Origin of the sequence: Streptomyces sp. NPDC051636 (assembly GCF_044453765.1) — a bacterium.
In the GTDB taxonomy this organism is placed as follows: Bacteria; Actinomycetota; Actinomycetes; order Streptomycetales; family Streptomycetaceae; genus Streptomyces.
Map to the genome: position 1 here is coordinate 77,445 of NZ_JBITDA010000029.1, position 21,309 is coordinate 98,753.

General features: G+C 70.0%; 19 protein-coding genes. 9 read left to right on the top strand and 10 right to left on the bottom strand.

Annotated features, from left to right (window positions below):
- The first annotated feature begins 29 nt into the window (after positions 1-29).
- On the top strand, positions 30-614 hold the full coding sequence (locus ACIBBH_RS35305) for a DUF6114 domain-containing protein (RefSeq protein ID WP_399411841.1): 585 nt from the start codon (positions 30-32) through the stop codon (positions 612-614).
- The gene (locus ACIBBH_RS35310) at positions 604-1,986 is read left to right on the top strand and encodes a hypothetical protein (RefSeq protein WP_399411843.1); all 1,383 of its coding nucleotides are present in this window, start codon (positions 604-606) and stop codon (positions 1,984-1,986) included. Before ACIBBH_RS35305 ends, ACIBBH_RS35310 begins: the two co-directional genes overlap by 11 nt.
- 96 nt (positions 1,987-2,082) lie before the next feature.
- On the opposite strand, the gene pyk is transcribed toward ACIBBH_RS35310, so the two are convergent.
- From pyk to pta, 3 genes are all read right to left on the bottom strand, one after another.
- Positions 2,083-3,507 carry a pyruvate kinase gene (gene pyk, locus ACIBBH_RS35315; protein WP_399411845.1) on the bottom strand — a complete coding sequence of 475 codons (1,425 nt, stop codon included), beginning with the start codon at positions 3,505-3,507 and terminating at the stop codon, positions 2,083-2,085.
- Between the two features lie 99 nt (positions 3,508-3,606).
- Positions 3,607-4,824, bottom strand: coding sequence for an acetate kinase (locus ACIBBH_RS35320; protein WP_399411890.1), 1,218 nt, complete (start codon positions 4,822-4,824; stop codon positions 3,607-3,609).
- Positions 4,825-4,862: 38 nt separating this feature from the next.
- Positions 4,863-6,953: a phosphate acetyltransferase gene (gene pta / locus ACIBBH_RS35325; protein WP_399411847.1), complete on the bottom strand. Its 2,091-nt coding sequence runs from the start codon at positions 6,951-6,953 to the stop codon at positions 4,863-4,865.
- A 205-nt stretch (positions 6,954-7,158) separates the two neighbouring features.
- Between pta and ACIBBH_RS35330 the strand changes: the two genes are divergently transcribed.
- Complete coding sequence (locus tag ACIBBH_RS35330; RefSeq protein ID WP_399411849.1) at positions 7,159-8,184, top strand: ATP-dependent 6-phosphofructokinase; 1,026 nt, start codon at positions 7,159-7,161, stop codon at positions 8,182-8,184.
- Positions 8,185-8,210: 26 nt separating this feature from the next.
- Here the strand turns inward: ACIBBH_RS35330 and ACIBBH_RS35335 are convergent, their stop codons facing one another.
- Complete coding sequence (locus ACIBBH_RS35335; protein ID WP_399411851.1) at positions 8,211-8,924, bottom strand: helix-turn-helix domain-containing protein; 714 nt, start codon at positions 8,922-8,924, stop codon at positions 8,211-8,213.
- 382 nt (positions 8,925-9,306) lie between these two features.
- On the opposite strand from ACIBBH_RS35335, the gene ACIBBH_RS35340 reads away from it, so the two are divergent.
- The gene (locus tag ACIBBH_RS35340; protein WP_399411853.1) at positions 9,307-10,005 is read left to right on the top strand and encodes a DUF3592 domain-containing protein; all 699 of its coding nucleotides are present in this window, start codon (positions 9,307-9,309) and stop codon (positions 10,003-10,005) included.
- Between the two features lie 134 nt (positions 10,006-10,139).
- Here the strand turns inward: ACIBBH_RS35340 and ACIBBH_RS35345 are convergent, their stop codons facing one another.
- The 4 genes from ACIBBH_RS35345 to ACIBBH_RS35360 form a co-directional block, all read right to left on the bottom strand.
- A complete protein-coding gene (locus ACIBBH_RS35345; protein WP_399411855.1) occupies positions 10,140-10,970 on the bottom strand; it encodes a carbohydrate ABC transporter permease in 831 nt (276 codons plus the stop codon).
- A gap of 2 nt (positions 10,971-10,972) precedes the next feature.
- Positions 10,973-11,833: a carbohydrate ABC transporter permease gene (locus ACIBBH_RS35350; protein ID WP_399411857.1), complete on the bottom strand. Its 861-nt coding sequence runs from the start codon at positions 11,831-11,833 to the stop codon at positions 10,973-10,975.
- Positions 11,830-13,203: an extracellular solute-binding protein gene (locus tag ACIBBH_RS35355; protein WP_399411859.1), complete on the bottom strand. Its 1,374-nt coding sequence runs from the start codon at positions 13,201-13,203 to the stop codon at positions 11,830-11,832. Before ACIBBH_RS35355 ends, ACIBBH_RS35350 begins: the two co-directional genes overlap by 4 nt.
- 101 nt (positions 13,204-13,304) lie before the next feature.
- Positions 13,305-14,156, bottom strand: a complete 852-nt coding sequence (locus tag ACIBBH_RS35360; protein WP_399411861.1) for a nucleosidase — start codon at positions 14,154-14,156, stop codon at positions 13,305-13,307.
- 33 nt (positions 14,157-14,189) lie between these two features.
- Between ACIBBH_RS35360 and ACIBBH_RS35365 the strand changes: the two genes are divergently transcribed.
- On the top strand, positions 14,190-14,747 hold the full coding sequence (locus ACIBBH_RS35365) for a hypothetical protein (protein WP_399411863.1): 558 nt from the start codon (positions 14,190-14,192) through the stop codon (positions 14,745-14,747).
- A gap of 37 nt (positions 14,748-14,784) precedes the next feature.
- Here ACIBBH_RS35365 and ACIBBH_RS35370 read toward each other — a convergent pair whose 3' ends face one another.
- Positions 14,785-15,495, bottom strand: a complete 711-nt coding sequence (locus ACIBBH_RS35370) for a response regulator (RefSeq protein WP_399411865.1) — start codon at positions 15,493-15,495, stop codon at positions 14,785-14,787.
- Entirely contained in the window at positions 15,492-17,126 is a 1,635-nt protein-coding gene (locus ACIBBH_RS35375; protein ID WP_399411867.1) for an ATP-binding protein, read from the bottom strand. Before ACIBBH_RS35375 ends, ACIBBH_RS35370 begins: the two co-directional genes overlap by 4 nt.
- Before the next feature lie 152 nt (positions 17,127-17,278).
- Between ACIBBH_RS35375 and ACIBBH_RS35380 the strand changes: the two genes are divergently transcribed.
- From ACIBBH_RS35380 to trxA, 4 genes are all read left to right on the top strand, one after another.
- Positions 17,279-18,673 (top strand): cation:dicarboxylate symporter family transporter, encoded by a 1,395-nt coding sequence (locus ACIBBH_RS35380; protein WP_399411869.1) that lies wholly within the window; start codon positions 17,279-17,281, stop codon positions 18,671-18,673.
- A gap of 658 nt (positions 18,674-19,331) precedes the next feature.
- Positions 19,332-20,093 (top strand): DUF2127 domain-containing protein, encoded by a 762-nt coding sequence (locus ACIBBH_RS35385; RefSeq protein WP_399411871.1) that lies wholly within the window; start codon positions 19,332-19,334, stop codon positions 20,091-20,093.
- 300 nt (positions 20,094-20,393) lie between these two features.
- A complete protein-coding gene (locus ACIBBH_RS35390; RefSeq protein WP_399411873.1) occupies positions 20,394-20,822 on the top strand; it encodes a MerR family transcriptional regulator in 429 nt (142 codons plus the stop codon).
- On the top strand, positions 20,819-21,151 hold the full coding sequence (gene trxA / locus ACIBBH_RS35395) for a thioredoxin (RefSeq protein WP_399411874.1): 333 nt from the start codon (positions 20,819-20,821) through the stop codon (positions 21,149-21,151). Before ACIBBH_RS35390 ends, trxA begins: the two co-directional genes overlap by 4 nt.
- The last annotated feature ends 158 nt before the right edge of the window (positions 21,152-21,309 follow it).

The following is a 21,309-nucleotide window of genomic DNA, read 5'->3' on the forward strand; positions in this document are numbered from 1 at the left end:
AGCAACGCCGCACCAGGGAGCTGTTTTCCATGAGCGCCGAGACTCCTGCCGCAACCGGCCAGTTCACCCGCAGGAGGCAGCAGTTCCGCGCCTGGCGGGGCTCGAGGCCGTTCTGGGCGGGCCTGTTCGTCATGCTCGGCGGATTCCCCATCGCCTACTTCCCGTACGCGCACCTGCAGCTCGGCCATCTGACACTGGCCATGGGTACGCCGGCGGGCGCGGGGTCCCTGATCATCGGCGTGCTGCTCGTCGTCCTGGGCATCAGTCTCTGGTTCCAGACGCAGGTACGGGTCTTCGCGGGCGTCGCGGCGATCCTGCTGGCGCTGGTGTCCCTCCCCCTCTCCAACCTCGGTGGCTTCCTGATGGGCTTCCTGCTCGCGCTGATCGGCGGGGCCATGGCCGTCGCCTGGGCGCCGGGCGCACCGCGCGAGCCGCAGCCCGCCGAGGGGAGTGCCGCGGGGCCGGACGACGCCCCCGAGACCGCGCCGCCCGCCGCGGACGCGTACGGGATCGGCAATGGGGGCCCCTCCCAGCCCTTCAAGGCACTGGGGGAGAACGACCTGTCAGGAACGAGCCCGGCCAACGGGGCGAACGGGAGGCACAGTGCCGGCTGACGAGGTGACCCTCGGGACTGAGGTGGACGAGTCCCGTGTGAGAACCGGGCCGCGCCACGCGGCACCCAAGAAGCCGCTGTTCACCAGGTTCCACATGCCGGCCGGCAAGGCGATAGCCACCGTGGCGATGCCGACCGCGGTCCTCATGGGCATGGGGTTCACGTCGAGCCTCGCCCTCGCCGACAACAACAGCTCCGCGCCGTCGCCGTCGGCCTCGTCGAAGAGCCTGACGGCCGACGAGTACAAGGACTGCGTCAAGGCCCTGGACGACTCCGCCGACTCCTCCGCCTCGCCGTCGCCGTCGGCCTCGTCGAGCGCGAGCGAGACCGCGGACAAGGGCGGGACGACGCCGGACCCCTCGGCGTCCGCCGACGCCAAGGACACCTCGGGCAAGACCTCTTCATCGGGTTCGTCGGGTTCGTCGGACTCAGGTTCGGGCGACAAGGCGACGCCCACGCCGACCTCCTCGTCCTCCCCGGAGTCCTCCCCGGGGGAAAAGGCCGGCTCGTCCGGTGCCACCGCCTCCCCGGCCCCGTCGGCGTCCGAGAGCAGCGGCAACCTGATCGACACCATCGGCGACACGATCGGCGACATCTTCACGGGCGGCTCCGGCTCCTCCTCCAGCGCGAGTCCGGCGCCCACTCCTTCGGCGTCGTCCTCGCCGTCCTCGCCGTCCTCGTCGTCCTCGTCGTCCTCCGGCGACAGCAAGGGCTCCGGCACCTCCGACACCGTCAAGGACACGGCCGACAGGGCCACCAAGACGGTCGAGGACACCGTGAAGGACACCACCGACACGGCGTCCAAGGCGGCCGACGACACCACCTCAGCGGTCGAGAAGGCGGCCGAGTCGGCGACCTCCTCGCCCAGCCCGTCGGCGAGCTCCAGCACCTCCGCGGAGGACTGCCCGGCCGCCACGGACGACGAGGGCGGCGTCGACAACAAGGTGGCGGTGGCGGACGACCCCTGGTACCTGAACGCCAGCTCGCTGCTGCTGAAGGGTGCCGACTACCAGGGCATCGTCGAGGTGAAGACGGCCAACGGGACGAAGAAGAAGGTCCTGAAGTACGTCATCTCCGGCGGCACCGACATCGGAGACCTGCACCAGACGGTGAACGACAAGCAGTCGGGCAAGACCTACCACGTGCAGGCGGCCTCCGGCTCGACGTCCACCATCCGCGGCGGCGACACGGTGATGTACACCGAGAGCATCTCCGGCAACCTCTTCGGCCTGATCCCCGTGACGTTCAGCCCGGACAGCCCGCCGCCGCTGAACATCCCGCTGATCTACTTCACCAACGCGAAGGTGACCCAGGCAGCCCAGTTCGGTGGCAACCTGCACGTGCCCGGGATGCACGTGTACACAACCGGCTGAGCGACCGCACAGACCCGTTCGGGAGCCGCAACAAGTCGAGGGCGCCCCCTGTCGCAGGGGGCGCCCTCGGCGCCGTACAAGTCCTTGGCCCAGCGGTCAGTTGCTGGCGCCGAGGTGGTGGACACGGAGCATGTTGGTGGTGCCGGAGACACCGGGGGGCGAGCCGGCGGTGATGATGACGATCTCCCCCGGGTTGAAGCGGTTGGTCTTGGTGATCTCCTGGTCCACCAGGTCGACCATCTCGTCGGTGCTGTTCACGAACGGCACGACGTGCGACTCGACGCCCCAGCTGAGCGCCAGCTGGTTGCGGGTGCTCTCGTCCGTGGTGAAGGCGATGATCGGCTGCTGCGCGCGGTAGCGCGAGAGGCGGCGGGCGGTGTCGCCGGACTGGGTGAAGGCCACCAGGCCCCGGCCGCCGAGGAAGTCCGCGATCTCGCAGGCGGCACGGGCCACCGAACCACCCTGCGTACGCGGCTTCTTGCCCGGGACGAGCGGCTGCAGGCCCTTGGAGAGCAGCTCCTGCTCGGCCGCGGCGACGATCTTCGACATCGTCTTCACGGTCTCGATCGGGTACGCGCCCACGCTCGACTCGGCGGACAGCATGACCGCGTCGGCGCCGTCCAGGATCGCGTTGGCCACGTCGGAGGCCTCGGCGCGGGTCGGGCGGGAGTTGGTGATCATCGACTCCATCATCTGGGTCGCCACGATCACCGGCTTGGCGTTGCGCCGGCACAGCTCGATCAGGCGCTTCTGCACCATGGGGACCTTCTCGAGCGGGTACTCGACGGCGAGGTCACCACGGGCGACCATCACGCCGTCGAACGCCATCACGACGTCCTCCATGTTCTCGACCGCCTGCGGCTTCTCCACCTTGGCGATGACCGGGACGCGGCGGCCCTCCTCGTCCATCACCTTGTGGACGTCCGCGACGTCCTTGGCGTCCCGCACGAAGGACAGCGCGACCAGGTCGCAGCCCATGCGCAGCGCGAACCGCAGGTCCTCGACGTCCTTCTCGCTCAGCGCGGGCACGTTCACGGCCGCGCCGGGCAGATTGATGCCCTTGTGGTCGGAGACGACACCGCCCTCGATGACGATCGTCCGCACCCGCGGGCCCTCGACGTCCAGGACCTTCAGCTCGACGTTGCCGTCGTTGATCAGGATCTGGTCGCCGCGCGAGACGTCGCCCGGCAGGCCCTTGTACGTGGTCCCGCAGATCTGCTTGTCGCCCGGGACGTCCTCGGTGGTGATGACGAACTCGTCACCCCGCTCGAGCTCGACCGGCCCCTCGGCGAAGGTCTCCAGACGGATCTTCGGGCCCTGCAGGTCGGCGAGGACACCGATGGCCCGGCCGGTCTCCTTGGCGGCGGCCCGGACACGGTCGTACCGGCCCTGGTGCTCGGCGTGGGTGCCGTGGCTGAAGTTGAAGCGGGCCACGTTCATGCCGGCTTCGATCAGGGACACGAGCATCTCGTGGGAGTCGACCGCGGGGCCGAGAGTACAGACGATTTTCGAACGGCGCATGGGGCGATCCTATCGGTTTGTTTCGCTACGGAATATTCCGTCTGGCGGAAGATACAAGTGGGCGGCTCTGCGCTCAGGCGTGTTACTGCCGTGTATTACTCAGCTGTTCTTCTCGACCAGTGCGTAGGTCTGTGTGGCAATCTCCAGTTCCTCGTCGGTCGGCACCACGGCGACGGCCACCCGCGCGTACTCCGGCGAGATCAGCCGCGGCTGGTCGCCGCGTACGGCGTTCAGCTCGGCGTCCACCACAAGGCCCAGCTCCTCCAGGCCCGCCACGGCAGCCTCCCGCACCGGACTCGCGTTTTCCCCGACCCCCGCTGTGAAGGCGACCGCGTCCACCGTCCCGAGCACCGCGTAATAGGCGCCGATGTACTTCTTCAAGCGGTGAATGTAGATGTCGAAGGCGAGTCGGGCCTGTTCGTCCCCCTCGTCGATCCGACGGCGGATCTCCCGCATGTCGTTGTCGCCGCACAGTCCGATCAGACCGCTCTTCTTGTTGAGGAGAGTGTCGATCTCGTCGGCGGACATTCCCCCGACACGCATCAAATGGAAGATGACGGCCGGGTCCACGTCTCCCGAGCGCGTACCCATCACCAGACCCTCCAAAGGCGTCAGCCCCATGGAGGTGTCCACGCACTTCCCGCCCCGCACGGCCGAGGCGGACGCCCCGTTGCCCAGGTGCAGCACGATCACGTTCACGTCCTCCGGCTTCCTGCCGAGCAGTTCGGCGGTGGCGCGCGAGACGTAGGCGTGCGAGGTGCCGTGGAAGCCGTAGCGGCGGATGCGGTGCTCGTCGGCGGTCTCGACGTCGATGGCGTAGCGGGCGGCCGCCTCCGGCATGGTCGTGTGGAAGGCGGTGTCGAAGACCGCGACCTGGGGCAGGTCGGGGCGCAGCGCCTGGGCCGTGCGGATGCCCGTGAGGTTGGCCGGGTTGTGCAGCGGGGCCACGGGTATCAGGCGCTCGATCTCGGCGAGCACGGCGGCGTCGATCACGGTCGGCTCGGTGAAGTGCTTCCCGCCGTGCACCACCCGGTGCCCGATGGCGGCGAGCTCGGGCGAGTCCAGGCCCAGGCCGTCCTTGGCCAGCTCCTCCGCGACGGCTTTCAGAGCGGCGTCGTGGTCGGCGATCGGGCCGGTCCACTCGCGGGACTTCCCGCCGCCCGGGGAGTGCTGGAGCCGGGAGGACTGCTCGCCGATGCGCTCGACCAGACCGACCGCGAGCCTGATGCCGTGGTGCATGTCGAGCAGCTGGTACTTCACCGACGACGAGCCCGAGTTGAGGACGAGGACCCGGGACGCGAGGGGGACCGGGCGCAGCTCGTCGGACAGGGCGGTGGCGGGCGACGGGTGGGAGGTCACTGGGCGGCTGCCTTCTCGCTCGGGGTCTGTGCCTGGATCGCCGTGATGGCGACGGTGTTGACGATGTCCTGGACGAGCGCGCCCCGGGACAGGTCGTTGACCGGCTTGCGCAGGCCCTGCAGGACCGGGCCGACGGCGATCGCGCCGGCCGAGCGCTGCACGGCCTTGTAGGTGTTGTTGCCGGTGTTGAGGTCGGGGAAGATCAGCACGCTGGCCTGCCCCGCGACCTCGGAGCCGGGCAGCTTGGTGGCCGCGACCGAGGGCTCCACGGCCGCGTCGTACTGGATCGGCCCCTCGATCTTCAGATCGGGCCGCCGCGTACGGGCCAGCTCGGTCGCCTCGCGCACCTTGTCGACGTCGGCGCCCGAACCGGACGTACCCGTCGAGTACGACAGCATCGCGATCCGCGGCTCGACACCGAACCGCTGGGCGGTGGACGCGGACTGGATGGCGATGTCGGCCAGCTGCTCGGCGTTCGGGTCGGGGTTGACCGCGCAGTCGCCGTAGACCAGCACCTTGTCGGCGAGGCACATGAAGAACACCGACGAGACGATCGACGACTCCGGCCTTGTCTTGATGATCTCGAAGGCCGGCCGGATGGTGGCGGCCGTGGAGTGCACGGACCCGGACACCATGCCGTCCGCGAGTCCTTCCTGGACCATCAGCGTGCCGAAGTAGTTCACGTCGGAGACGACGTCGTACGCCAGCTCCACCGTCACGCCCTTGTGGGCGCGCAGCAGGGCGTACTGCTCGGCGAAGGCGTCGCGCAGCTCGGAGGTGGCCGGGTCGATCAGCTGGGTGTCGCCGAGGTCGATGCCGAGGTCGGCGGCCCTCTTGCGGATCTGGTCGACCGGCCCCAGTAGGGTCAGGTCGCACACGCCCCGGCGCAGCAGCACCTCGGCCGCGTGCAGCACGCGCTCCTCGGTGCCCTCCGGCAGTACGACCCGCCGCCGGTCGGAGCGGGCCTGCTCCAGCAGCTTGTGCTCGAACATCATCGGGGTGAGCCGGTCGCTGCTGGGCGCCGAGACCCGCTTCGCGAGATCGGCGGTGTCGGTGTACCGCTCGAACAGGCCGAGCGCGGTCTCCGCCTTGCGCGGGGTGGCCGCGTTCAGCTTGCCCTCCAGGGAGAACAGCTGCTCGGCCGTGGGGAAGCTGGTGCCGGTCACCGAGAGGACCGGGGTGCCCGGGGCGAGGCGGGCGGCCAGGGTGAGGATCTCGTCGGGGGGCCGCTCGTTCAGGGTGAGCAGCACGCCGGCTATCGGCGGGGTGCCGGCGCTGTGCGCGGCCAGTGAGCCGACGACCAGGTCGGCCCGGTCGCCCGGGGTGACCACCAGACAGCCCGGCGTCAGGGCGGCGAGGAAGTTCGGCAGCATCGCGCCGCCGAAGACGAAGTCCAGCGCGTCCCGGGCCAGCCCCGAGTCGTCCCCGAGCAGCACCTTGGCGCCGAGGGCCTGGCCTATCTGGGAGACGGTCGGAGCGGACAGTGCGGGCTCGTCCGGAATCACGTAACAGGGCACCGGCAGGCGGCTGGCGAGCCGCTCGGCTATCTCGTCCCGGTCCTCGCGGGCCACCCGGTTCGCGACCATGGCGAGGACGTCACAGCCCAGCCCGTCGTAGGCCCGGAAAGCGTTCCGCGTCTCGGCCAGCACCGACTCGGTGGTCTGCTTGCGGCCGCCGACCACCGGGATCACGGACGCGCCGAACTCGTTCGCCAGCCGCGCGTTCAGCGACAGCTCGTCCGGGACCAGGGTGTCGGCGAAGTCGGTGCCCAGGACGAGGACGACGTCGTAGTCACGGGCGACCAGGTGGAAGCGGTCGACCAGGATGGACACCAGCTCGTCCGTGCCCTGCTCGGCCTGGAGCGCGGACGCCTCGTGGTAGTCCATGCCGTACACGGTCGCCGGGTCCTGGGACAGCCGGTAGCGCGCCCGCAGCAGCTCGAACAGACGGTCGGGGCTGTGGTGGACGAGTGGCCGGAACACGCCGACCCGGTCGACCTGCCGGGTCAGCAGCTCCATGACCCCCAGCTCGACGACCTGGCGGCCGTCGCCGCGGTCGATCCCGGTCACGTACACGCTGCGCGTCACGCGTGTTCTCCCTCTCCGTCTCATGGTCCGTCTCGGGCTCAGAAAAATCGCCCACCGAGGTGAGCAGAACCCTCTTGACAATACCCCTGAGGCTAGGTAAGGCGCCCGTCAGTGGCGCGTCAGGAGGGAAGGGGCGGCGCATCTGGGGACATGAAACAATCGGACTGGCTCACCGGTACCCACAGCGAGCAGGAGACACAGCACGATGCGCATCGGAGTTCTCACCGCAGGCGGCGACTGCCCCGGCCTGAACGCCGTGATCCGGTCGGTCGTGCACCGAGCGGTCACACAGTACGGCGACGAGGTGATCGGCTTCGAGGACGGCTACCGGGGTCTGCTCGACGGCCACTACCGCACCCTCGACCTGGACGCGGTCAGCGGCATCCTGGCCCGCGGCGGCACCATCCTCGGCTCCTCCCGCCTCCAGCGCGACCGGCTGCGCGAGGCGTGCGAACGGGCCACCGACATGGTCGCCGAGTTCGGCATCGACGCCCTGATCCCGATCGGCGGCGAGGGCACGCTGACGGCGGCCCGCATGCTGTCCGACGCGGGCCTGCCGGTCGTGGGCGTCCCGAAGACGATCGACAACGACATCTCCTCCACCGACCGCACCTTCGGCTTCGACACGGCGGTGGGCGTCGCCACGGAGGCGATGGACCGCCTCAAGACCACGGCCGAGTCCCACCAGCGGGTGATGGTGGTCGAGGTCATGGGCCGCCACGCGGGCTGGATCGCCCTGGAGTCCGGCATGGCCGCCGGAGCCCACGGCATCTGCCTGCCCGAGCGCCCCTTCGACCCCGCCGACCTGGTCAAGATGGTCGAGGAGCGCTTCGCCCGCGGCAAGAAGTTCGCGGTCGTGTGCGTCGCCGAGGGCGCCCACCCCGCCGAGGGCACGATGGACTACAGCAAGGGCGAGATCGACCAGTTCGGCCACGAGCGCTTCCAGGGCATCGGCACGGCACTGGCCTACGAGCTGGAGCGCCGCCTCGGCAAGGAGGCCAAGCCGGTCATCCTCGGCCACGTCCAGCGCGGCGGCAGCCCGACCGCGTACGACCGCGTCCTCGCCACCCGTTTCGGCTGGCACGCGGTGGAGGCCGCGCACCGGGGCGAGTTCGGCAGGATGACGGCCCTGCGCGGGACGGAGGTCGTGATGGTGCCGCTGGCGGAGGCGGTGACCGAGCTGAAGACGGTGTCGAAGGACAGGATGGACGAGGCGGAGTCGGTCTTCTAGGCGGTTCGTCACCAGGCGGTTGCTTTTCAGGCGGTACTGGCCTCGACCCGCGACCAGAAGTGCTCCACGATCCGGTCGAGGAAGTCGCGTCCGTTGCCCTTCGAATCCTCCGCCGCGCCGGTGCCGCCCCAGGTCAGCGTGGCCACCATCTGCTCCTGGTAGTCACGGTGCAACTCCTGGAGCGTGGCCGCCAGCAGACGCCGGTCCAGCGGCACCATGCGGGCGACCGGACGGACGTAGGCCTGCCAGCGGGTGGTCACCGCGCTGCGCAGCAGCTCCGCCAGCTTCGGCCCCCGTCCGCTGATGGTGACGAAGTCGGGCAGCGACAGTTCCAGCAGACCGGCCAGGGCGGCGGACTGCCGGTCGGTGCCGCGCCACTCGTCGTTCTCCTCCATGTGCAGGTAGGCGAGGAGTTCCAGCCCGACGGTACGGGCGACGTCCTCGGCGGCGAGCCCCCGGGCGACCCGGTGCTCCCGCAGTGTCCGCGGCTTGCCGATGAGCTCACCCGGGGAACACCACAGCACGCCCGCGAGCGCGGTGAGCTCGGGACTGCTGGGCGAGGCGACCCCGCGCTCCCAGGCGACCACGAGATCCGGGGTGACGTACGGCAGACCGTACGAGGCGCGCATGCCGTAGGCGACATGCTCGGGGCCCATACCGAGGGCGGCACGGAGTTTCCGGGCGGCGGGGGCGTTGAACGGGGGGCCTGGCTGGTCCGCTCGGGTCGAAGGTCGGCGCACGCGGCTCACCGTAGGGGGCGCGGAGACGCGGTGACTACGGTCTGTTCGGCCAGGATTACGGATCGTAGGAACGTACGGTCCCGGCCGGGTGGTACGGGTGGCTGGAATTGATCGTTCCGGCGCCGCGGGTTCGGCTAAGGGCAAGGTAAGGGGGCATATGCGCGAGCCTGCTCGCCGACTCGGCCGGATGCCCCCGGGGCGATGCGTATGCCTCGCGCCGACGCGGTGGCGGGGGAAAGCGGCGGCGCAATCTGTACGTTCGCCCTCCTGGCAGGTGGGGGGCCTCGCGCGGGACAACCTTTCGGTGAGCCCGGTTGTCGTCCGGTCATGTCTCAGATTCTCAACGGCCGAGGCGTCTCAAGCGACGTTCGACTCCAACAGCGTGCACATCGACCGCTCCGACCACCAGGTCGACATCCCGCTCTCGGCGATTCAGGAGGTCCGGGCCGCCGAGGCGCGGACCGTCGAAATCGTGCTCACCGACGGCACGGCCCACCGAGTCGAGGGCGGCAACCCGACGGCCACCACCGCCTTCGTCGCCGCCCTGACCGCCGTGCTCCCCGACGAGCAGGACCCGGCGGGCCGTGCCGTGGTCACCGACCCGAGATCACCGCGTGACCGGGGCCTTTCCGGGCTCATGGCCCTGGCCGTCGTCTTGCTGCTTGCCTTCCTCGGTTACGTCGTATGGGTGGCCCTCACGCACGGTACGCGGGTCGTCGGAGTGATCACCGGCCTGGTGCCCCTCACGCTCGGCCTCGGCATGCTCGCCACGGGCGTGCAGGAGACCTTCCGCCGGATCCTGCTGGGCCGGCGCGGCATCACCGTCCTTGCCGAGGCCGTCGGCACGGAGGGCAAGAAGAAGGTCGTGTACGAGTACGTCGACGCCGACGGCGCCGTCCACACGTACACCTGCAAGCGAAGACTCCAGCGCGTCCAGTTGGCGTACGACCCGCACCTGCCCACGCGTGCCGTCCACGCGGACTGGCTGCCGTTCGTGGTGGGCAGAGTCTTCGTGCTCGTCGGCGGGTCCTTCTTCTGGCTGTTCGCCGGCGTGGTGATGATCTTCAGGGTGCTGTGGTGACACCTGTGCGGAGGCGGGCGGTCAGAGGAGATGGCCGGCTCGGCCGGCCTGGACGAAGCCGTGTGATGCGGCGGGCGAGAGGGAGGCGGATTCCATCCGGTCCACGTGGGCTCGGTACTTGTCCAAGCCTCCCCTCACCCCTTGACCGCCCCACCCAACGCAAACCCCCCGCCCACCCGCCGAGCCACCAGCACGTACAGCAAAATCACCGGCGTCGAATAGATCACCGAGAACGCCGCCAGCTGCCCGTACACCACCATCCCCCGATTCCCGAAGAACTCGTTGATGCTCACGGACGCCGGCATCTGCTCAGGCGTGAGCAGCAGCATGAAGGGGACGAAGAAGTTGCCCCACATCATCACGAACGAGAAGACGGTGACCACGGCGACCCCCGGCCCCATCAACGGCAGCACGATCCGTACCAGCGACTGAAGGACCCCGGCCCCGTCCGTCCAGGCGGCCTCCTCCAGTTCCTTCGGTACACCGTCCATGAAGTTCTTCATCAACCAGACGGCGAACGGCAGTTGGGACGCGGCGAAGAAGAAGATCGTGCCCTGCATGGTGTCGATCAGATTCACCCGCACGAACAGCGCGTACACCGGAACCATGATCGCCGTGATCGGCAGACTCGTCGCGAAGAGGATCGTCAGCAGGAACGGCCGGTTGAGCCGCGACCGGAAGCGCGACAACGGATACGCGGCCAGCGTCGCGCACACCACCGTCAGCAGTGTCCCGCCGCCACACAGGATCAGGCTGTTGAGCAGGGGCGTGAGGGTGATGTCAGGCGTCAGTACGGCGTCGTAGTTGTCCAGGGTCACGCCGTCCGGGACCTTCACCCGGAGGTCCGCGTGCGCGTCCAGTGAGGACAGGACCACCCACGCCAGGGGGAGTGCGAAGGCGGCGGCGACGAGCAGGAGACCCGCGTCGGCGGCCGGGCGACGGGACGTACGGCGACGGCGGGCCATCCTCAGACCTCCGCCCGAAGCAGACGCAGATACACGGCGGAGAACACGGAGCCGACCACGAGGAGCAGCAGAGCCACCGCCGTGCCGTAGCCGATCATGCTCTTCTGGAACGCCTGTTCATACATGAAGAGGGGGAGGGTCTGGCTCTTGTCCCCCGGCCCGCCCCTCGTCATCACCCAGATCAGCCCGAAGACCGACAGGGTCTGCAACGTGTTGAGCATCAGGTTCGTGGCGATGGACCGGCGGATCATCGGAAGCGTGATGTGCCACATGCGGCGCCAGCCGCCCGCGCCGTCGACCTCGGCGGCCTCCGTGATCTCCCCGGGAATCTCGTTCAGCGCCGCCGAGTACACGAGCATCGAGAAGGCCGTGCCCCGCCAGACGTTCGCGAACGACACGGCCAGGACCGGGAGCGTGAACAGCCAGTTCTGGCGCGGGAGACGGAGCGCGTCCAGTATGGCGTTCAGGGTGCCCTCGCGGCGGAAGAAGGCGTAGAGCAGGAAGCCCGCCACCACCTCCGGCAGCACCCACGCCGTGATCACGATTCCGCCGGTGAGCGTACGGACGGGCTTCGACGCGCGCTGCATCAGCGCGGCCAGGGCCAGGCCCAGGGTGTTCTGGCCGACGAGGGACGACAGGACCGTGAAGACCAGGGTCAGCCACACCGCGTTGCGGAACGCCTCGTCCTTGAAGGCCGTACGGAAGTTGTCGAAGCCGACGAAGGAGGCGTGGGCCTGGCCGGTCAGCTGGAGGTCGGTGAAGGCGATGTAGACGCAGTAGGCGATGGGGCCGGCGAGGAAGAGGAGCAGGAGGGTGAGGGCCGGGGTGAGGGGGAGGGCGCGGAGCAGACGGCGCGCGGTCACTTCTGGACCACTTGGCCGCCGGTGACCTGCTTCAGCTCCTCGTCGTACGCGCTCGCCGCCTTCTCGACGGAGGCGTCACCGGTGGTAACGCTCTCCATCGCCTCCTGGACGGCGGTGGAGACCTTCGGGTACGCCGGGTAGGCGGGTCGGTAGTGGGTGCCGGCGACCAGGTCCGTGAAGAACTTGAGGCCGGGCTGGGCGGTGGCGTACGCGGGGTCGTTCGCGACGTCCTCGCGGACCGCGATGCCGGAGTTGGCGATGTACCACTTCCGGGCGTTCGCCTTCGTCTGCATGGTCTTGATGAAGTCGAAGGCGAGGCCGGGGTTGGCTGCCTTCGCGGGGATCGACCAGGTCCAGCCGCCGGACATGCTCACCTTGCCGGGGGCCTGGCCGTGCTGGGTGGGCATGCAGGCGAGGCCGAGCCGCTTGGACCAGTCGGGCCATGCGTGGCCGCTGCCGGGGAGCCAGTCCTGCGGCAGCCAGGAGCCGTCGAGGTCGATTCCGAGTCTGCCCTGGGGGAGGAGTTCACCGCGGACGCTGGTGCTGAAGTTGGGGTCGAGGGCGTCGGAGACGTCGGGGCCGAGTTTCTCCTTGTAGACGGTCTCGACGAAGGTGAGGGCGTCCTTGAAGCCCTGGCTGCCGGAGACCCACTTCTTGGTCGTCTTGTCGTACAGGGGGTCTGTCCTGCCGTCACCGGTGCCGTAGAGCAGCATCTCGAAACTCTGCATGGTGGCGGCTTCGCCGGCGGGTTTGCCGGTGTAGACGTTGAGAGGGGTGACGTCGGGGACTTTCTGTTTGATGGTGCGGGCGGCGGCGAGGACGTCGTCCCAGGTCTTCGGCTGCCAGTCGGCGGGAAGACCGGCCCTGTCGAAGATCCGCTTGTCGAACCAGAGCCCCCGGGTGTCGGTGCCGTCCGGGACGCCGTACGTCTTCCCGTCCTCGCCCTTCGCCGCGGACTTCGCCGTGCCGATGAACCGGCTCCAGTCCTTCCACTTGGCGAGGTAGGGGTCGAGGGGCTTCAAGTACCCGCTGGTGATGTCGGAGTTGATGAGGAAGGTGTCCTCGTAGACCAGGTCGGGGGCCGTTCTGGGGGAGCGGAGCATCTGCTGGAGCTTGGTGTAGTACTCCGAGTCCGGGGCCTTGATGGGGACGAGCCGGACCTTCTTGCCGGGGTGCTCCTTCTCGAACTGCTTCTTGATGCCGGCGAGGTAGGTGTCCATCACCTTGACGGAGTTGTCCGTCGACTGCTTGAAGGAGACCTTGACGGTGTCGGGGCTGCTGCCGGATCCGGTGCCGCAGGCGGTGAGGGCGGATGCGGCGAGGGTGGCGGTGAGGAGGGCGGTTAAGGCGGCGGTGGGACGCACGGGCATGACCTCCTGCGGGCGCACTGTGGGGTGTGGCCGGGGTGGTTGCCGTGTGAAGGTATGAGCGGTGGTCCGGTCAGGTCAATGCGTCTGGCCGGGTTGACCGTTCACTGCCGTCCGGTCTGCTTCCCGATGACCGGCCCGTAGAAGGTCCCGCCCCGGAAGTCGATGTGGTCACCCCCGTAGACCGCCTGGGGATTCTCCTCGGAATCGGCGGAACCCCCGCTGCCGCCCCTCGGCCGATACTTCCGCAGCGCCCCCACCGTCACCGAAGCCGCCTGCGCGGCAGCCCGCTCCTGCGAACCCCCGGCGTCCGCCGCGGACTTCCGCTCGTCGGTCCGGTCGCTGATGCCCCGGACGACGAGGGCGTCCACCTGCCCGCTCAGGTGCGCCGCGTGGGCCGCCCCGGACCCCTCCATCTCGATGGCGGCGGCGTCGTTGTAGTGCTCCCGGATGTACCGGGCGATCTCCGACCCGGCGTCCGCGAGGACCACGTCCCCGGTGGCGATCGGCTTGAAGTGCGCCCGTACGCCGGCCATGTCGCGTACAGCCGAACGGGCCGCCTGCACCAGCGCGTTCGACCCGGACCACGCCTCGGGACGGACCAGCGGCCCGCCGGGAGTCAGTTTGGCGCCGTGGATGCCGTACACCTTCGTGCCCACGACGACATCGCCGATGACGATGTCGTCTTTCAGGCTGCCGGCGACCCCGGCGAAGACAACCGCCTGCGGGCGCAGCCAGTCGATGAGCGAAGCGGTGAGCGCGGCGGTGGCCCTGGCCCCCTCGCCCAGCTCGCCGATGGCGACCTGCCAGGGCGTGCCGGGCAGCCGCCCCAGTTCGACCTGCGTTCCGTTGGTGGGATGGACGTCTTCCCGCCGGTGCTCCACATGGGCACGCACAGCCGCGTACTCCAACGGGAGCGCGGTCAGGACGAGGACGGTGGGCTGCGGCTCCGGCACACTCTTAAGGTACTGCCGGGGGAAGGGGTTCCAGTGCCCGAACGAAACGTCACCGTGGGGCAGTTGCTGCTCACCGAGTACCAGACCGTCAAGGACGAGCAGAAAAGCCGTATCGGCTTTCGCGACAACCTCCTCTACGTCACCCTCACCGTCGTCGCCGCCGTCGTCGCCGCCACGGCCCAGGCGAAGCAGGCGTCGATGCTGCTCGCCTTGCCGCCGGTGTGCGTGGTCCTCGGGTGGACGTACCTCGTCAACGACCAGAAGATCTCGGCGATCGGGGCCTACGTGCGGGAGGAGCTGGCGCCTCGGCTCGCCGCGGTCGCCGGCGCGGAGGAGGCGGCCGTCTTCCGGTGGGAGGCCGCGCACCGGGGAGACGCACGCCGTTGCTCCCGCAAGGTCGTGCAGTGCCTGGTCGACCTGCTCGCCTTCTGCGTCGTACCGCTCAGTGCGCTCGTCGTGTACTGGGCGGGGGGCGGGACCTCGCCGGGGCTGTTGGTCCTCTCGGTGGTCGAGGCGCTCGCGGTCGTGGGGCTGGGAGCGCACATCGTGCTGTACGCCGTGCCGTTCCGGGCGGTGAGCGGCGCGGGGTGAGCGGCGGGAGCCCAGCCCTCACGGCGCCTCGCCGCCCTTACCGGCCCTTCTCCACCCCACTCACCCACCGATAGACCAGCTCAGGCCTCCCCACCTGCCCGTACACCGGCTTCCGCTCAGCCCGGGCCCCCTCCACCAAGTGCTCCAGATACCGCCGAGCGGTAATCCGGGATATCCCCACCGCCTCAGCGACCCCCGCCGCCGTGAGCCCCTCCGCGGCCTCCCGCAGCACCCCGGTCACCCGCTCCAGCGTCGGCCCGCTCAACCCCTTCGGAAGCGCCGCGGGCCCGGGCGCGCGCAGGACCGCCAACGCGCGGTCCACCTCGTCCTGCCCGCTCGCCTCACCCACCGCCGCATGGAACTCGGCGTACCGCATCAGCCGGTCCCGCAGCGTGGCGAAGGTGAACGGCTTCAGGACGTACTGGACGACACCCAGCGAGACCCCTTCCCGCACCACCGTCAGGTCCCGTGCCGACGTCACCGCTATCACGTCCGCGTGATACCCGGCCGCCCGCAGTGAGCGTGCCAGCTGCAGTCCGTGCACGTCCGGCAGGTGCAGGTCCAGCAGGAGCAGGTCCACGGCCGTACGGTCGAGCAGGCGCCGCGCCTCCGCGCCCGTGCGGGCCTTGCCGACCGCGACGAAGCCCGGCACCCGGCCGACGTACATCACGTGCGCGTCGGCCGCGACGGGGTCGTCCTCCACCACCAGGACGCGAATGGGCTGCTCCGCCGGCCCGGTCGCCGTCATACGTCACCTCTCCCGCCCGTGCCCCCGGTGACCGCACCGCCCAACGGCAACCGCACCTCGAACTCCGCTCCGCCCCCGGCCGCTTCCGCCACCGACAGCGTCCCCCCGTGCCGCGTCACCGCCTGCCGTACCAGCGCCAGCCCGAGTCCGCGCCCGCCCGGTCCGGCCGGCTTGGTAGAGAAGCCCCGCTGGAATACCAGCTCCGCATGGCCGGGGTCCACCCCCGGCCCGGTGTCCGCGACCCGCATCACCAGCTCGGCACCCTCCGTGTACGCGGTCACGGTCACCCGCGCCCGCACGCTGCCCTGCGCCGCGTCCACCGCGTTGTCGATCAGGTTGCCCAGGATGGTCACCAGGTCCCGCGCCGACAGGCTCTCCGGGAGCAGGCCGTCGTCCAGGCGGCTGTCGTCCGAGACCACCAGCTCCACGCCCCGCTCGTTGGCCTGGGCCGTCTTGCCGAGCAGCAGGGCCGCCAGCACCGGCTCGCTCACCGCCGCGACCACCTGGTCGGTCAGGGCCTGGGCCAGTTCCAGTTCCGCCGTGGCGAAGTCCACGGCCTCCTCCGCGCGGCCCAGCTCGATCAGTGAGACCACCGTGTGGAGGCGGTTCGCGGCCTCGTGCGCCTGCGAGCGCAGCGCCTGCGTGAAGCCGCGTTCGGAGTCCAACTCGCCCATGAGGGACTGGAGTTCGGTCACGTCGCGCAGCGTCACCACCGTGCCCCGGCGCTCCCCGCCCGACACCGGTGACGTGTTCACCACCAGCACCCGGTCCGCCGTCAGGTGTACCTCGTCCACCCGTGGCTCCGAGGCCAGCAGCGCTCCCGTCAGGGGTGCGGGCAGGCCGAGATCCGCGACCGACCGGCCCACCACCTCCTCCGGGCCGACCCCCAGCAGCTCCCGTCCGCCGTCGTTGATCAGTGCCACCCGATACTGTCCGTCCAGCATCAGCAGCCCCTCGCGCACCGCGTGCAGCGCGGCCTGGTGGTAGTCGTGCATGTGGCTGAGCTCGGTGGCGTTCATGCCGTGGGTGTGGCGGCGCAGGCGGGCGTTGACGACGTACGTGCCGACGGCGCCCAGGGCCAGGGCGCTCGCCGCCACGCCGAGCAACGCCGTCACCTGATCCGCCACCCGCTTGCTGATCGCCTCGACCCGGATGCCGGCGCTCACCAGGCCGACGACCCGGTTGCCGTTCCACACCGGGGTGACGGCGCGGACGGAGGCGCCGAGCGTGCCGGTGTACGTCTCGGTGAAGGTGCGGCCGTGCTGGGCGGGGCCGATGTGGCCGAGGAAGCGCTTGCCGATCTGCGTCCGGTCGGGGTGGGTCCAGCGGATGCCCTGCGGGTTCATGATCGTGACGAAGTCGACGCCGGTGTCCCGCTGGACCCGCAGCGCGTACGGCTGCAGCCGGGCCGTCGGATCCGCCGTGCCGATCGCCTCCCGCACGGAGGGGGCGTCCGCGACCGAGCGGGCCACCGCCCTGGCCTGGCTGGTCGCCGCGTCCTCGGCCTGGTCGCGGTCGTTGACGTACATGAACAGCGCGTATCCGGCCACGACCACCGCGATCAGCACGGCCTGCATGGCGAACAGCTGGCCGGCCAGGCTGCGGGGCCTCGGGATGGCTGGAACACGCATGTCGTCAGTCTGCCTCCGAGTCAAGTGTGAACTAAATGAACGGAAGGGTGACCGCCCTCACAGGGCGGGAGATGCTCACGGCATTCCCCTGCAAAGCCCGGACGTGAGCCGCACGCCGGTGTTTGCCGACGAAAACGTCAAGGAGGGCAGCCGTGGCCGCCAGCACTCCCGATACGGCACCTGCCGCACCCGCTGTGAAGCGGGACCGTACCCACTACCTGTACATCGCCGTGATCGTCGCGGTGGCCCTCGGCATCGCGGTGGGTCTGATCTGGCCCGACACCGGTGTCGAGCTCAAGCCGCTGGGTACCGGCTTCGTGAACCTGATCAAGATGATGATCTCGCCGATCATCTTCTGCACGATCGTGCTCGGGATCGGGTCCGTCCGGAAGGCCGCCAAGGTCGGTGCCGTCGGCGGTATCGCGCTCGGCTACTTCACCGTGATGTCGCTGGTCGCGCTGACCATCGGTCTCGTCGTCGGCAACGTGCTGCACCCGGGTGACGGGCTGCACCTGACCAACGCGCTCAAGGCGACCGGGCACGCCCAGGTGTCCAGCGACGCGCTGCCGCCGGTCGACTTCGTACTGTCGATCATCCCGGTGACCTTCGTCTCCGCCTTCACCGAGGGACAGGTGCTGCAGACCCTGCTGGTCGCGCTGCTCGCCGGGTTCGCGCTGCAGGCGATGGGTCCGGCCGGCCAGCCGGTGCTGCGCGGTGTCGAGCACATCCAGCGGCTCGTCTTCCGCATCCTGTCCATGGTGATGTGGGCCGCTCCGATCGGTGCCTTCGGCGCCATCGCCGCGGTGGTCGGCTCGGCCGGTCCGGACGCGCTGAAGAGCCTCGCCGTGCTGATGTTCGGCTTCTACGTGACCTGCGTCCTGTTCGTCTTCGTCGTGCTCGGCACGCTGCTGCGGGTCATCACCGGACTGAACATCTTCTCGCTGTTCACGTACCTGGGCCGGGAGTTCCTGCTGATCCTGTCCACCTCCTCCTCCGAGTCCGCGCTGCCGCGGCTGATCGCGAAGATGGAGCACCTGGGCGTCAGCAAGCCGGTGGTCGGCATCACCGTCCCGACCGGCTACTCCTTCAACCTCGACGGCACGATGATCTACATGACCATGGCGTCGCTGTACGTCGCCGACGCCCTGGGCACGCCGATGTCCGTCGGCGAGCAGATCCCGCTGCTGCTCTTCCTGCTGCTCGCCTCCAAGGGCGCGGCGGGCGTCAGCGGCGCCGGCCTGGCCACGCTGGCCGGTGGCCTGCAGTCGCACAAGCCCGCGCTGGTCGACGGCGTCGGCCTGATCGTCGGCATCGACCGCTTCATGAGCGAGGCCCGCGCCCTGACGAACTTCGCGGGCAACGCCGTCGCCACCGTCCTGATCGGCACCTGGACGAAGGAGATCGACCGGGACCGCGTGCGCCAGGTGCTCGCCGGTGAGCTGCCGTTCGACGAGACAACCCTGCTGGACGAGGGTCAGGCCGCCGCTCCGGCGGAGGAGCTGCCCGCGCCGCGCCAGGACGGCGAGAAGGAGCTGGCCAAGGCCTGACGGCCCCCGCCCGCCCCGGGCGTCCGGCCCCGCCTGAACCCGGGCCGGGCGCCCGGCCCACCGTCTCCGGGCGGCTGAGACTCCCCCGTGGGCTCAGCCGCCCGGAGACCCCTCTTTGCGATGTACTCGCTCATCCTCGCCACCACGGTGGGCGACGAGGCGGGCACGCCCGCCGCGTTCAGGACACTGGCCGCGGCGGAGCGGCCCGCCTCCTGTGCTGTCAGCAGACCCGCGGACCGACCACCGCACGGACGCCACCCGCCGGCAGCGGGCCTCCGGCGAGCGCCCTGGGCACCGCGCAGGACTCCGCCGGCGCCGGGTACGCGGTCGCGCAGGGCGTCGGGGAGAAGGCGCGGCAGGTCGCGGCCCAGGCCGCGCGGGCGAGCGACCCCGGGCAGGCCGCTCAGCTCGCCTCCCCGGCGCGGTGATCCTGGGCGTCGGCACGGTCCTGGTGGCGGTGCTGCCGCCGCGCCGGGAGGCCGCCGCGCGGGAGGCACCGGCCGATGAGGAGAAGGAGCTGGTGGGCAGCGGGGCGCGCTGACCGGGGGCCCCCACGCCCGTCGCTCATCCGCATCCACTAACGTGCCGTGTCCGGATCAACCGGAGCGGCACGTTCTGGTGTTCGTGAGCCGCTCAAGTTCGTATGGAGGCACGGGGGATGAAGATCGACTGGGACCGGCGGACCTGCTCCCGCAAGGGGCATGTGACGTACGCGCCGGACGACCCGCGGCTGCGGCTGCGGCTGCACGCCCAGACCGCACTGGGGGACGTGTGGCGCTGTCTGCGCTGCGGTGACTTCGTGCTCGGCGAGCCGCACGGCTCGGGGCCGGCCGCCGACGCTCCGCTGGTGCCGCGCGGGAAGGTGCTGCGGGATCTGTTCGTCCTGCGGTTCCTGGCGGTCGAGCGGGCCGTGCGCGGCGTGTTCATCGTGCTGGTCGCGGTCGCGGTGTGGAAGTTCAGCAACAGCCAGGACGCGGTGCGGCGGCTGTTCAACGAGTACCTGGATGTCTTCCGCCCGGTCTTCAGGCACTTCCACTACGACCTCGACCACTCGCCGGTGGTCGGCTCCATCCAGAAGGTCTTCGGCTACAAGCACTCCACGTTGGTGCTGGTGGCCGCGCTGCTGCTGGTGTACGCGCTGATCGAGCTCGTCGAGGCGGTCGGCCTGTGGTACGCCAAGCGCTGGGCGGAGTACCTCACGGTGGTCGCCACCGCCGCGTTCCTCCCCCTGGAGATCTACGAACTCACCGAGCACATCAGCTGGCTGAAGATCGCCACCCTCGTCCTCAACATCCTTGCCGTCCTCTACATCGCCCTCACCAAGCGGCTGTTCGGGCTGCGGGGTGGCCGGAAGGTCTTCGAGGAGGAGCGGCACAGCGCGTCGCTGCTGGAGGTGGAGGAGTCGGCGGGGGTGATCTGACGGGGGCCCGCCCACGCGTTGCCGCCGATCACCGCGGGTGGCCTTCGACGCGCTGGGCCGGCAGATCCTCGACCTCCTGCAGACCGGCGGGCGGATCAGGCTGCGTTCGTACGGGTCAACCCGCACGGCGGCTGCACACTGAAACACCCCCGGACCCTGGCGCTGCTCGACCGCCCGGAGATCACCGGGGCGCACCACGTCGTCGGTGAGGACTGCTGGATCCTCTAGGTGGCCGTCACCGACACCGTGCACCTGGAGGTGCTTGCGTTGACGTCGGCGTCAAGGCCTACGGTCGCAGGTATGCGAATCGGCGAGCTGGCCGCACGGGCCGGGACCACCACGCGCACCCTGCGGTACTACGAGGCGCGCGGGCTGCTGCCCGCGCGCCGCGACGACCACGGCCACCGCACCTACGACGAGCACGACCTGCGGCTGCTCACGCAGATCCGGACGCTGCAGGACTTCGGGTTCGAGCTGGAGGAGACGCGGCCGTTCGTGGAGTGCCTGCGGGCCGGTCACCCGGAGGGCGACTCGTGCCCGGCGTCGCTCGCGGTCTACCGGCGCAAGCTGGCCGAGCTCGACGGGCTCATCGGCGAGCTGACGGCGGTCCGGGAGAAGGTCGCCGGGCAGCTGGCGCGGGCGGAGCGGGCCAGGGACGAGCTGGCCGCCGAGGCGCTGGTTCCGGGGGGTCCGGAACCCGGGTGCGAACTGGGAGGGCGGATACGGTGACCAAAGTGAGCGGCCTCGACGAGGTGACGGACGACAATTTCCAGACCGAGGTGATCGGCGCCGAACTGCCGGTGCTGGTGCAGTTCACGGCCGACTGGTGCGGGCCGTGCCGGCAGCTGGCGCCGGTGCTGAAGGACATCGCCTTCGAGGAGGGCGACCGGCTGAGGATCGTCCAGCTGGACGTGGACCGGAATCCGCAGACCACGATCGCCTACGGCGTGCTGTCGACGCCGACCCTGATGGTCTTCCGCGGCGGGGAGCCGGTGAAGTCGATGGTGGGGGCGCGCCCGAAGCGCAGGCTCCTGGAGGAGCTGTCCGACGTGCTGTAACCCCGGTCCGGGCCAAGAAGAAATCCCCCGAGCAATTGCGCTCGGGGGATTTCTTTGCGTATATTCAATGGTTCGCGACTTCAGGTGAATGAGGTCACGGAGAAGTTCAGTGAGCACAGTATATCCGGGCGGGAGCGGAATTGTCAAACACCGAATTT